Source organism: Clostridium fessum (assembly GCF_027698965.1).
Lineage (GTDB): Bacteria > Bacillota > Clostridia > Lachnospirales > Lachnospiraceae > Otoolea > Otoolea fessa.
The window spans coordinates 45,158-58,634 of the sequence record NZ_JAQEQF010000006.1; the positions used below are offsets into that span (position 1 = coordinate 45,158).

Genomic DNA, 13,477 nt, shown 5'->3' on the forward strand with positions numbered 1-13,477 from the left:
CAAAAAGTATCACATGAGATAATATGAATGCAAGGGGAACAAAATGGTCACCAAACAACAAAAAAGAGAACAAAATGGAGGCTGTGAATAATGAGTACATCAAAAAAATTAAAAAGTGAACAGCTTTTTGTGAGAGTAGAAACGGTGATGCATGATTTACAGATTTCCAGACCTTTTGCGTATCGCATGATTGCAGGTTGGAATGAAGAACTGAAAGAGCAAGGTTATACAAAGAGAAGAAATTGAAACTATAAAACCAAGAACCATAACAGTGAATCTTTCCGATGCAGATGTGAGACGCCTTGCCGAAAAATCAGGTGAGGGCGGTCTGACGATTTCAGAACTGTTGGAGAACTTCATCGGGGATTTAGTAGACGGAACGTATTCCAACGGAAGTGATGAACGGATGTATGCGGAACAGTGGTATCAGCGTTGTTGATTCGCCATGTTTTCGGATGATACATTTCTGAAATTCTTGCTGCTGTGGGGCGATTTGGATGATTACATTGATTTGATGGATGAACTTGAAAGCAATAAAAAAGAAATGGAAGAAATGACCGCTGATGCCGAAGAATATTCCGCTGAGGAACGGAACGAAATACAAGAGTACATCAATGATTTACAAAAAGAAAAGGATTATTATTGGAATAAATTTTTGGAACGAAAACTTCAAAAAGAATCTTATGTTTTTGAAAAAGAAGTTGAAAATATTATGGCGTGGAAATCGCAGCTTGACACATTACTTGACACCGAAAATCCGTAGGTCAACATTATTAGCAAGCATGGGGAAAATATATACATTCCCTCATACTTGCATATAGCAAGCATGGGGAAATTATATACACTCGCTGTCAAATATTTTCCCTATACTTGCTATAGCAAGCATAGGGAAAATATAGACACTCGTGCCATTTTCCCACTTGTTAGCCGCTACACTGGGGCACTGCCCCCTAATCCCCCCAGCCATAACATTTTGCAAAACGATTATCTCACAAACAGTGCAACAAAAACGAAATCGCTGACGAGCAATTTTGTAATTTCCTCACGGTGAGGAAATTTTGAAAGGAGAGTTCACTATACTGATAGAACGTGCAGTTGAAATACGATAATGAAATATGATAAAATAAAATTGACAAATCGGGATTTTTGTGGAGGATAACTATTGTGGATAAAGCAGTTATTTATATACATGGAAAAGGTGGAAATGCTGAAGAAGCTATTCATTACAAACCGCTCTTTAGTGATTGTGATGTGATTGGTCTTGACTATACTGCACAGTTTCCATGGGAAGCAAAAGAAGAATTTCCATTACTTTTTAATTCGATTTATACAAACTACAAGACTGTTGAAATAATCGCCAATAGCATTGGAGCGTATTTTGCTATCAATGCTTTAGCAAATCAGCAAATAGAGAAAGCATATTTTATTTCGCCCGTTGTAGATATGGAAAGACTTATTGCTGATATGATGATTTGGGCAAATGTTACAGAAGATGAACTCAAAGAGAAAAAAGAAATTCAGACAACCTTTGGAGAGACCCTTTCATGGGATTATCTTTGCTATGTAAGAGAAAATCCTATTATATGGAAAATCCCAACGCACATTTTGTATGGTGAAAAAGATAATCTTACCGCTTATGGAACGATATTTGAATTTGCACAGAGAACGAATTCAACTCTTTCTATTATGAAAAATGGAGAGCATTGGTTTCATACGGATGAACAAATGAAATTTCTTGATGAATGGATAATAAAATCTTCCACATAAATTCCGGTTTATGGAGTTAAAAAATATAAGTTAAGGAGGCATGTATTATGAAAAAAGTAATCTATCTGCTTGTATTATGTATGGTGCTGGGAATGGCTGGATGTGGAACGAATCAAGAAAATAAAGAACCTGTGTCTGGAAATGTGTCCGTAGAAACAGAAAATAAAGAAAATGATGATGTAGTACAAAATGAGCAAACAGCAGATACTGGCTCATATCCTCCATGTGTTATGGTTGATGGTGTTATATATAAAGACACAGGATATGTAGCGTCAATGCCTGGTTGTGGAACAATGGATGGAGAAATTGTGTCAACAGTGGCAGGGACAGAGTTACCATCTGAAAATAATCAATCAAATTTCGGAAGCGGATATCATTATCAAAGGAGTTCTGAAGGTCAGCTCATAGTAGTCATTGATGACGAACGAATCATATTTAGAGATATTGAAAAAGATGATACGTCTATTCCAATAGAGGTTATCAATTTTAATGCAAAAGTAAAAGAAATTACCGATGATGGAGAACTTCTTGTAACGCATGTGAGTACAGCTGAAGGCTTTTGTCAGATGAATGATGGAGAGTATTATGTATCGTCAGAAAATTTAGCGGAAGATGTTCAGGTGGGAGATATCGTTACAATATGGTTTAATGGAATGATTCAAGAAACATACCCTGCTCAATTGGGGGTAGTTTATAGAATCATTAAAACACAATAATTAGTCAAATTCTAGTTTTCTTAACTGGATAAATCGGAAGTTGGAAAGGGGTGCACTGCTATGCTGAAAAAGTTGAATTCCTTTTTTAACATCGTTATTGGTTCATTCATAGGAGTTTTCATTGGGTTCGGAATTTATAAGTTCTGGCACTTTAAAACCTATCCAAATTTATATGCCATGCAGTCTGCACCGTGGTACACAGAGTTGCTATTGGGTGGTGCCTTGGTGGCTGTTGTGGTGGTCGTATGTATTATCCTAAAGCTGATTATTTGTAGGAAGTTAAAGCCATAACTTCCCGTTTATTGGGAAGTCACAGAGAACGAAAAATCGGAAGTTACGGAGGTAAAGAGCAATGAAAAAAGCTATTATTACGATGATTGTGGTATTCGCATTAGTTGTTTGGCCGTTCAGTGGTGTGTGGCAACTCTTGTCTGGTATCATTGGCGGTGGAGTCCAAGAATCTTTTATTTATCCGATTTACGGTGGAATTATTCTTCTTTCAGGTCTTTTAGTCGTTTGTACTGAACTCATTCTGGAAGAAATTAAATCGTTAAAAGATAAAAAAGAAGGTTGCTGAGAGGGTGTAAAATAAAGTGTGTAAGTTGAGAAATAATTCAAAACTTAGATGTGTTAGATACTAAAAGAGGGTGAAATATGTATGGACTGGACGAGGTTTGATAATCATGGCGAATCAAATAATCATGCATTTGAAGTTATGTGCAATTTGCTCTTTGAGTCATGGTGTAAGGATACTTATGGAGAAGAATTGACTCATTTTTCGTTTGTGAATGGAGATGGAGGAGATGGAGGAGTTGAAGCATTTGCTTCTTTGACGAATGGCGATATAATTGCTGTACAATCCAAGTGGTTTCCTGAGAAAATCGAAGACGGACAAATAAGACAGATAGAAAAATCTTTTCAAACTGCGGTTGCAGTACGCCCAAATATTAAAGAATATGTTGTATGCGTTCCTAGGGATTTAGGAAATAAGCGGATTGTTAGAGACAGAAAGGTTGCAAATAATACAGAGTCAGATAGATGGGATAAATTGAGCTCTGATTTAAAAAAATCGAATCCGAATGTTAATATTATTCTATGGGATGAAACTTCTATTCAGGAACGTCTGACTAGACCGGAGAATCAAGGAATTTACAAATATTGGTTCGAGAATACGATTGTATTCGATGATCTTTTTAAGTTTTCATTTGAGAAGACTGTAAATGGATGGGCAAAAGCAAAATATATTCCAGAGATTCATACAGCGGGGTATATTCATAATCAGTTAGAGTACTTTGTAGGCAGTATAGAATTGTCTTTACGTCGATACGAAGAAATCTGTAAGTTCATTGCTAGAATGGAAGCGCTAATGCGTTCATATAAAGATTTATTGGAATTAGGAATTCCAAAAGCAGAAAAAAAATTACAGGATAATATTGAAAAAGATTTGATTATTATTAGTAAATGGTTGAGCGTTCTCGATTCTATTAGACAAGCTATTAAATTGGGAAGTAGAGTGAGCAAAATTACTGAAATATTTAGCTTAAATTGTTCTTCAGCGGATATTAGAAATTCTTCTTTACACTTTGGTAAGTATTTTCATTTTAGTGAAGCAGAAAAATTGTTGGAAAATATCGAGGATGATTTCTTCAATTTAGTACGTTTGATAGACTATCGTGATGATAATAAAATTATTTTTTTAGGAATGCAAGGTACTGGTAAGACCGCAGGGATTATTGCAGAGGCTGCTAGTTATTTACAAAATGGTGTTCATTTGCCAGTGATCGTTCATGCTAAAGAGTACAAAGAGGGTGATTCTTGGGCATCTATGATAATAAAAACTCTGGGATTGAATGCGGAATGGAATGAGATCGAGCTTTTTGGTGCCTTACAAAATGCGGCATTTATCAGAAAACCAAGAGATGGTGAATTCTTTATAGAACCTCAATGTGTGGTTATTGTTGATGGAATTGATGAAGCATCTTCATGGGAATATTGGAAAGGAAAAATCGAAGAAACTACTGCATTCAAAAAAAGGTTTCCAAGGATTAAGTTTGTATTTTTGTCTAGACCATATGTGTTTGAGAACCGTTTTGAACTATCATATCGGGATTGCTTTTATTCATTGCCTATTTCCGGTGATGGAGACCTTGATGAAATATGTGATAAGTACTTTTCAAAGTATCGAATTGATATCGGTGAAAACCATTGGATAAAGACCAATTTAAAAAATCCAGTATCGATTAAATTGTTTTCGGACATATATCGTAATACCCCAATTGTTAATTTGAGCAAAAACACGACTGTCTTAACAGAATTATATAAAGCAAAAATTTCTTCTATGGAAGATACATATATTTCAGATCATCAGGGCTTGAGAGGCGTGAAAGTCATTCAAACAGCTTTGATTGAATTGGCGCAATTATTTACAAAAAATAGTTCGATTCAATACGAAGAGATACTCGATAAGGTCTCTATACCGGTAAAAAATTACTTGGACGAAATACTTAATTTTCTTATGGATGAGGGCTTTATTTATTCACACATAAAGCAAGCGGATGACTTTTCTGCGCCAACTACTTTCTATTCGTGGGGGATGCAACCGGCATTTGATTATCTTATTGCTCAAAAAATGTATGCAGGATTGATTTCTGGCCAAAAAATAGAGATTAAATGTACCGATGGTATTCACCAAATGTTGTCTTTAATTGCAATTGAAAATGGAAAACTTATAACAGAGTTTGAAAATCTCACAATAGACGATCAAGATGCCTTTGAATTGATTTGCTATGCACTTGCTAATTGTTCGACAAATGTTGCAGGGAAATATAGAGAGTATCTTAAGAAATTAATGAAATTTTCAGTTGCAGAATTTAGAGTGATTTTTAGTAAGGTTATTCAGCCTGTTTTAAGAATAGATAAACATCCATTAGGTTCAATGTTGTTAGATGAATTTTTGAGAGAATTTGACAATGCGACAGAAAGAGACATTTGGTGGTCAATTCCATCTTATTTAAAGGATAACTATAATTCAGATTGGAGAGCATATACGGAATTAGATTTCGAAAGCATTAAGCTCTATAATACGGATAAACATACTGCTGCACCATTGGCATTAGTCTGGAGTTTGTCATCGGTAAATAATTCTGTTCGCCAAAGTAGCAGATACAAATTAACAGCATGGGGAATATCTAATCCATTAGAATTCTGGAAACTATTTGAAAAATGTATATCAATAGACGATGTTCAAGTACTTGAAGACATATTTGCGGTTTCATTTGGAATAGCTTTAGATCAATTTATCTGTGATGAATATTTACTTATTGCTTCAAAATGGTTCATAGAAAATTTATTTAGCAACGAAGGACTAAAGAAATACGAAAATGTTGCTTTAAGGTATTATGGGGCAGGTGTTGTTAAAACTGCAATTTCTCATGGGCTGATGGATGCAGGACTGCGTCAATTGGTTACACCTCCATATTCTTATGATCCAGATTATTTACCGTTATGCAGAGATGCATTAGATTCAAATCGTATGGGAGGTTATCAGGCGATAGATTATGATTTGGCTAGATATGTTCTTTGTGATAGATTAGATGATTATTTCAGAACAGATTATATAACAAAAGAATACCATTATAAGGCAGCTGAGTTTATTACAAAATATGAGACGAAATATAACCTTTCTGATTTGAAAGTTGAGGGGTTTATTATCGCTTTAGCATATCAATTTATACTGAATCAGGGATGGAATAAAGAAAGATTTTGGGAATATGAAGATAAAGATAACCTTGGAATTGATATCGTGATTCGAAGAACATATTATCCAGCAACTCATGGGGAAATGAGCCGTGTTATGACTGTTGCAGAGAAGACTGTTTGGCTTGCTAAACATAAAATAGAGGCGATATTTGCTAATGAAATTCCATTAAGTAAAGATTATAAGACTTTTCAATATGTGGATGATTATTCTCAGTTAGAGAATTTTACTAATACATATCAAGATTATGCTAACACATTGCATAGAGCGAAAAAGCATACTTGGTTCAATGCCGATTTGTTAGCATGTCTTGATCGTGAGACAATTGATAAAGAGAAGATTGAAAGGTGGATGCAGAATATGGATATTCCACAGTTCGATAAATGGATATCGAATACTAACGGAGAGGTTCTTCTCTATACAGCAACTGATGTACAAAACAATTTGAGCGGAATTACAGAAAATGTATGGATTTCAGCAGGTGCAGTTAAGAAAAATGATTTTCAACAACTGCTAATACTATTGGATAATTATTGCGAAGATAGAAATGAATTACTGAATGTATGTGATTTTCATTCATATCAAGATTGCAGATGCTATTGTACCCCACAAGAGGCTTGCTTAGTGCATTCAGAGCGTGAGATAAATAGTGTGTTGTCAATCGGAAAGGATAATAGTAAAATTGAAATATTTAAATTAGTAGAAGAATGTCTCAGTGCAGACGAAATGGAAACAGAGAGATACTATATTTTCCCTTCTAAATTAACGAGAGGACTTACCGGCATTGTTTATGGAGACGGTTTTTCATACTCTGATAAAAGAGGAAACGTAATCGCTAGATATAGTGATAGCGGCGAGAAGTGGGGGACTTTCCAAGAGACGTTAATGATTAATTATGATAGATTAATGTCTGGATTAACTGAAGCTGAGTTAATGCCTGTCTGGCTATTCCGTTTGTATAGGGAACCATCACCAAAAGCGAGAGAAAGATTTGACAATTTGATGCATAGTTCAGACAAGACGTTTATGGTGTGGCAGGAGGGGAGCCAGTTCAGGTTTAAAGAACTTCTCCCATTAGAGCCGGAAAGAAATGATCAAACCGTTAATGTGGATTTCAATTTGGAATCGATTCTTAAAAGGTATACTATATCAGGAGAAGATGAATTAGTAGATATGGATGAAGACGATATTATTACATTCGATGAGAATACTTTTTAGGATGTAGTACATCACAAAACAGAATGATCCGTGATGAGATTGCCTGCTATTGTTTTAATTATTTTCATTTGCCGAATTCTATATTGTAAATGTTGTAAAAATGTTTGATTAACATTCATAATAGGGTACAATACAATTAGCTAAATAAAATACTGCACTGATGATGCGAGAAATGATGAAAAAATGAGGTATGAAAAAATGGGAAGAGATACATTGTTTTCTGGGGAATCAAAAAATGTTGAATACAAAGTCACTTTACCAGATAAAAGCGAAAAGTACATGAAAACTATTGTAGCTTTTGCTAATACTCAGGGTGGAAAGCTGATTGTAGGTATAGATGATAAAACACACGAGATTGTTGGCGTGGAAAATGAGATATTATTTCAGGTAATGGATGGAATTGCCAATGCCGTTTCAGATTCTTGTATGCCGCAGATTATTCCTGATATTGAACCACAGACAGTAGATGGAAAAACAGTTATTGTTGTGTCCGTAGAAGCAGGAAAAAATCGTCCATATTATCTGAAATCAAAGGGAAAAGAGAATGGCACCTATATTCGTGTAGCAGGTACATCCAGACAAGCTTTTCCAGAGAAAATAAGAGAACTTGAAATGGAAGGTGCCCGGATTTCATGGGATGAACTTACTTGTGTGGGTTATTCTGTTTCGGATGAAGCAACCGAAAGACTTTGCCAGGATATTGAAAACTTTCGGAAAAAAGCTGGAATGACAGAACATTCAGTAAAGAAAGAGCAACTCATTAACTGGAAAATTCTGAAACAAAGTGAAGGACAGGTAATGGCAACAAATGCCTATGCATTGTTAACTTCTGATTACTTTCCATTTTCTAAGACCCAATGTGCAGTCTTTAAAGGAACGGACCGGGCAGTATTTCTGGATAAAAGAGAATTTACAGGACCAATCTATGCACAGATTGAATCAGCAGTAGATTTTGTATTGAGGAATATAAGACTTGGAGCGAGGATTGATGGCTTGGTGAGAAAAGAAAAGTATGAGCTTCCATTAGAGGCAATCAGGGAAATGATTATCAATGCACACTGTCATCGAAATTTATTGGATGAATCCTGTATTCAGGTTGCGGTTTATGATGATCGACTAGAGGTGACTTCTCCTGGTGGCTTGTATAATGGACTGACTTATGAGGAAGTCATGAATGGCCATTCTAAAATCCGAAATAAAGCAATTGCTAATATTTTTAGTCAGATGGGACTTGTGGAAGCATGGGGCAGTGGAATTAAAAGAATTTTAAATGCTGCGAAAGAATATGGACTTTTAGAACCAAAATTTCAAGAATTCGATAACATGTTTCGGGTAGAATTGTTCCGTGATTCTTTACCGATGACCTTAGAAAACAAAAACATCGGAGAAACATCGGAGAAACATCGGAGAAACATCGGAAAAGCATCAGAGAAACAAGAGACGGTTGATTTTAATAGTACGCAGCTGGAAATATTAAAGTTGCTTATGGAGAACAATCGGTTATCAGCGGTAAAATTAGCAGAAAAGATTGGCGTTGCTAGTCGAAATATAGAAAATAATATTAAGAAATTAAAAGAACTTGATATTCTTGTCCGACATGGTTCGCCTAAAAATGGATACTGGGAAGTTATAGATTGTTCGGAAAAGAACGATGAAGACACGGAATGATTATATGTCCTATCGTACGAAAGCTGCAGAAGATAGGGAAGATGGAAAAGCATTTTGATTCCAGCATAGGAGGGTGACCAACTTTTGACCCAAATATTTCCGGTAAAAGAAAATAGCCTGTATAATATGTATAAATGTGGTACTTTTTATAGAATCAAAACCACAAGATATTGTAGAAACCGAAATGCAATCATTGAATTCGAGTAATGTACATGAGCCAAGAAATGCCGAATTTACGGCATTTCTTGGCTCATTTTTGGTTGAGTGACAATCAAATGACAATAATATTGGAAAATATGAGGCTGGATAGTTTAATTTGGTGTTATTATTTTCTATTATCACATTTCTTTTTATTTTCAAAAATCATCCCAATAATCACATAGTTAAAAAATGACAAATATATATGAAATTAAACCAGTTTTGCGTATTGGTGATTTCTAAATTTCAGATTATAATAACAACACACTAAAAAAGACCACCATAGAATATATTTTTGCAGATTTCGCCCAAGAGAAAATATTCCGCAATCAGAGGACTGCATTTAAAATATCATATGTAAGAAATACACCAGAAATTGGTGGAAAATAATGAAGAAACACCAATGGTGTCACTTCCGTAAATTTATGGTTTACTGTAGACTTTATAAATGCGGGAAGTATCAGAAAGATAAAAAAACAGAATTGTGTCTATTTCTGGAAAAAAGAACCGTTCCTGTGTCCCTTTTAAAAATTGAGATATGAAAATACAATAAAGGATAAGAAGATGAATGAAACGATAGTGAACAGTCGCAGGAAGTATTGGTATATCAGTAACAATAAAGCTGTGACCTGGGCGTTAAATAAAGAAAGACTGATAAACAGTGGCTTCTACGATTTAACCACAGCATATCAGTCTGTGCACGTCAACTATTGAAACCTCCGTGTACCGAACGGTACGCACGGTGGTGTGAGAGGAGGGGAGCTAATCACTCCCTCCTACTCGAGCATTTTTTGATGACGAGCTGTAAAAATCTACGTTGAATTTTACAGCGTCTTGTGTATAATAAAAGTAACAGAAACAATATGAAATCAAAGGAAGGAGCTGAAAGAATATGGCAAATATTTTACCAGTATCTGATTTGAGAAATTATAATGAAGTCCTGAAAAAATGTCATAAAGGAGAACCAGTATATCTGACCAAGAATGGCAGAGGACGTTTCGTTGTCATGGATATTGAAGACTATGAGCGTGATCGTGCAGAGAAAAAGCTTCTGATGAAGCTGCAGGAAGCTGAAGAAGCAGTGAAAGATGGAGAAGGCTGGTTGGATCTGGATGAATTAAAAGCACTTGTGGGGGAATAAGATGTTAAAACTGCGGATCAATCCGATTGTTGCAAAGGATTTGAAAAATATCCGAGATTATATTGCCGAAGACAACGAGGAATATGCTGCGAAGACAATAAAGGAAATTTACGGAAAATTTGAAAATCTTCAGATGTTTCCGGGAATAGGGTCGGATCTATCCAAACGGGTCAGCTTTCGGACAGATTATAAATATGCGATATGGGAAGATTATGTAATTAACTATAAGGTCGGTAAAGAATATGTAGAGATTTATCGTGTAGTTAACCGATATCAGGATATTACGAGAATCTTTGATTGATAACAGAGATGTGATAACAAATTGATAACATCATTCAGTACAGCCTATGGACTTAGGACAGTTGAACACATATAAAACCAAATGGAACTATAATGCCAATACTAAAAAGTATAGTAACAAAATTTTATTTGCGAGTTTGAATAAACAAAAATGCTTAGTAAACCCAGCATTTATGCGGGTTTGCAGCACTTTTAAAAGTCTTTTGATAACAATTTGATAACGGTTGCATGAGAGCCATTATTCTTGTGATCTGGTGTTTTTAGGGTTAGAGAATGATTGACAGGTGGTTGTGCAACAAATAAATCCATATTTATCTAAAAAGCCCTTAGCTGTGGGTATAAAACTCATAGCTAAGGGCTTTTGTCGTGCTTATTTATCTGGTTTGAGTTTGTCTTGGAACATTTCGACCGTAAATGGTAAACCACACATCTCTAGAACTACACCTCCAAGTTTGAGATAATGTTGGAAAAGTTGTACAATACACTTTTCCCATTTTTCACACTAGGAGGTCAATTATGAACACCAAACTTGCCACAGCACAGATCCGTGTAAAAAACTGGGCTGCTATTATTCAGGAGCGCAACGAATCTGGTCTGTCTGTCAAAGATTATTGTGCACAGCATCAGCTTTCATGAGACTCTTATTATTACTGGATCCGCAAAGTGAAAGAGGCCCTGCTTGTAGAAAGCGGCTTTGTTGAAGTAACGCAGCCAAAGCAGTTCCCTGTGCAGAGGTCTGTAACAGCTGATCCAAATGAAATGTTAACGCTCAAATTCTTCTGTGGTTCCAGTAACCGGAAGATCAAAGGGCTGGTCTGGGAGGAAGACGGCTTCCTGCTTATTTATAAGCGGCTGGAGGCGGGAACTTTTCAATGGCCCCGATCGGAAGCGGAAGCCCGTAACATCACTTCGGAGCAGTATCATCTGCTCATGAGCGGATACTCCATAGATCCATCTGTCCATAAGATCGATCCAAAACATCCAGTGTGACTTTTGTACAAAACAGAGAAGTTTTCTGTTTGATTCGAAAGCCTGTATGGGGATAAAAAGTTCTGTTTTTTATCCGCTTAACATGAATTGTGGACAGTCTTCTCTGCCACATGAAAAGTAAGCCGGATCCACCTGTTTTCAGGCAGCCTGGAAGGTATTCTCTACAGAAAGAACTGCTTTTGGAGCAGGAGTTTTCCACCGTCAAAATACCGAAAAGATATCGGTCTGATTTTTGTGTTTTTTCGCTTCTTCTGTTATACTGGATCCATAAAAGCGAAGGAGACTGATCGTCCGTATGGCACTTGCGTTATCAAAAGAACAGCTAGCAAAACTGAATAAAAAAGATATCCTGCAGCTCTTGCTTGAAAGCATGGAGCAGGAAAAAGAATTACGTAGCCAGCTGGCTGTTCTTACGGATGAGTTGAAACGGACAAACCAGCAGATGCAGGTGATCCTTGAAAAATGGAACCTTGCGCAGGCAACTCGCTTTGGACGTTCTTCTGAAAAAATGACCTATGATACCGGAGCCTGCCAGCAGTTGGAACTAGCCATCATGTACGCGGAATGTTTCAATGAAGCAGAAGCATGTTTTTTACGGCAAATCTTGCTAATAACCCCAGGTTTCGCCTATAATAGGATTCAGTATGAATAATAGAAAGAAGGGGGTTAAGCAATGCAGGCATATACATATATTTCTAAGGGAAAGTTTGAATTAGTGGAAAAACCAAAACCGGTGCTTATGCACGAACGGGATGCGATTGTAAAGGTAACACTGGCCAGCATCTGTTCCAGTGATCTGCATATCAAACACGGAAGTGTGCCGCGGGCGGTCCCTGGAATTACAGTCGGCCATGAGATGGTAGGAATTGTGAAAGAAGTTGGGGCAGCGGTGACCCATGTGAAGCCGGGGGACAGGGTCACTGTAAACGTAGAGACCTTCTGCGGTGAATGCTTTTTCTGTAAAAATGGATATGTAAATAACTGTACGGACGAGAATGGCGGCTGGGCCCTGGGATGCCGTATCGATGGCGGACAGGCCGAATATGTGCGGGTTTCATTTGCAGATCAGGGATTAAATAAGATTCCGGATGGAGTGACAGACCGGCAGGCACTGTTTGTGGGAGATGTGCTGGCGACCGGTTATTGGGCGTCGAGAATCTCTGAGATCACGGAGCAAGATACAGTTCTGATCATCGGTGCCGGTCCGACGGGTATCTGTACCCTTCTCTGCGTAATGTTAAAGAAACCGAAACGAATTATTGTCTGCGAGAAAGATGAAAACCGCGTCCGCTTTATAAAGGAGCACTATCCGGATGTATACACCGTTTTACCGGAGGAATGTCTGGAATATGTTCAGAAAAACAGTGATCATGGCGGAGCCGATGTAGTCCTTGAGGTGGCAGGAGCCCCCTCTACTTTCCGGTTAGCTTGGGAATGTGCAAGGCCTAATGCAATCGTCACAGTGGTAGCGCTCTATGACGAAGCCCAGACGCTGCCGCTTCCGGATATGTATGGCAAGAATCTTACCTTTAAAACCGGCGGTGTAGATGGATGCGACTGTGAGGAGACGCTTCGCCTCATTGCAGAGGGCAAGATCGATACGGAACCGCTTATTACCCATACCTATCCGCTTAGCCGGATCGAAGATGCATACGAGCTTTTTGAGAACAAGAAAGATGGAGTGATTAAGGTAGCGGTGGAGTGCTAGTTGGATAAAGAAAG

At 37.1% G+C, this 13,477-nt stretch carries 14 protein-coding genes; all 14 read left to right on the plus strand.

Annotated elements, in window-relative coordinates; genetic code table 11:
- Positions 1–90: 90 nt before the first annotated feature.
- The 14 genes from PG862_RS08955 (at position 91) to PG862_RS09015 (ending at position 13,463) form a co-directional block, all read left to right on the plus strand.
- Positions 91–246 (plus strand): hypothetical protein, encoded by a 156-nt coding sequence (locus PG862_RS08955; protein ID WP_270487745.1) that lies wholly within the window; start codon positions 91–93, stop codon positions 244–246.
- Between the two features lie 25 nt (positions 247–271).
- The gene (locus PG862_RS08960) at positions 272–439 is read left to right on the plus strand and encodes a hypothetical protein (protein ID WP_270487744.1); all 168 of its coding nucleotides are present in this window, start codon (positions 272–274) and stop codon (positions 437–439) included.
- A 75-nt stretch (positions 440–514) separates the two neighbouring features.
- Positions 515–763 (plus strand): hypothetical protein, encoded by a 249-nt coding sequence (locus tag PG862_RS08965; protein ID WP_270487742.1) that lies wholly within the window; start codon positions 515–517, stop codon positions 761–763.
- A 401-nt stretch (positions 764–1,164) separates the two neighbouring features.
- On the plus strand, positions 1,165–1,767 hold the full coding sequence (locus PG862_RS08970; protein ID WP_270487741.1) for an alpha/beta fold hydrolase: 603 nt from the start codon (positions 1,165–1,167) through the stop codon (positions 1,765–1,767).
- Positions 1,768–1,814: 47 nt separating this feature from the next.
- Positions 1,815–2,483 carry a hypothetical protein gene (locus PG862_RS08975; protein WP_270487740.1) on the plus strand — a complete coding sequence of 223 codons (669 nt, stop codon included), beginning with the start codon at positions 1,815–1,817 and terminating at the stop codon, positions 2,481–2,483.
- Between the two features lie 352 nt (positions 2,484–2,835).
- The gene (locus PG862_RS08980; protein WP_270487739.1) at positions 2,836–3,060 is read left to right on the plus strand and encodes a hypothetical protein; all 225 of its coding nucleotides are present in this window, start codon (positions 2,836–2,838) and stop codon (positions 3,058–3,060) included.
- Positions 3,061–3,141: 81 nt separating this feature from the next.
- The gene (locus tag PG862_RS08985; protein ID WP_270707175.1) at positions 3,142–7,458 is read left to right on the plus strand and encodes an NACHT domain-containing protein; all 4,317 of its coding nucleotides are present in this window, start codon (positions 3,142–3,144) and stop codon (positions 7,456–7,458) included.
- Positions 7,459–7,656: 198 nt separating this feature from the next.
- A complete protein-coding gene (locus PG862_RS08990; RefSeq protein WP_270707177.1) occupies positions 7,657–9,126 on the plus strand; it encodes an ATP-binding protein in 1,470 nt (489 codons plus the stop codon).
- A gap of 1,090 nt (positions 9,127–10,216) precedes the next feature.
- On the plus strand, positions 10,217–10,465 hold the full coding sequence (locus tag PG862_RS08995; RefSeq protein ID WP_033163464.1) for a type II toxin-antitoxin system prevent-host-death family antitoxin: 249 nt from the start codon (positions 10,217–10,219) through the stop codon (positions 10,463–10,465).
- 1 nt (position 10,466) lies between these two features.
- Entirely contained in the window at positions 10,467–10,766 is a 300-nt protein-coding gene (locus tag PG862_RS09000) for a type II toxin-antitoxin system RelE/ParE family toxin (RefSeq protein WP_270707180.1), read from the plus strand.
- A 515-nt stretch (positions 10,767–11,281) separates the two neighbouring features.
- A complete protein-coding gene (gene tnpA, locus PG862_RS14445) occupies positions 11,282–11,401 on the plus strand; it encodes an IS66 family insertion sequence element accessory protein TnpA (protein ID WP_022360380.1) in 120 nt (39 codons plus the stop codon).
- 90 nt (positions 11,402–11,491) lie between these two features.
- Positions 11,492–11,755, plus strand: a complete 264-nt coding sequence (tnpB, locus tag PG862_RS09005) for an IS66 family insertion sequence element accessory protein TnpB (RefSeq protein ID WP_270497499.1) — start codon at positions 11,492–11,494, stop codon at positions 11,753–11,755.
- Between the two features lie 295 nt (positions 11,756–12,050).
- Positions 12,051–12,407, plus strand: a complete 357-nt coding sequence (locus PG862_RS09010) for a hypothetical protein (protein ID WP_118468211.1) — start codon at positions 12,051–12,053, stop codon at positions 12,405–12,407.
- 21 nt (positions 12,408–12,428) lie between these two features.
- Positions 12,429–13,463, plus strand: a complete 1,035-nt coding sequence (locus tag PG862_RS09015; RefSeq protein ID WP_270707181.1) for an alcohol dehydrogenase — start codon at positions 12,429–12,431, stop codon at positions 13,461–13,463.
- Positions 13,464–13,477 lie beyond the last annotated feature (14 nt).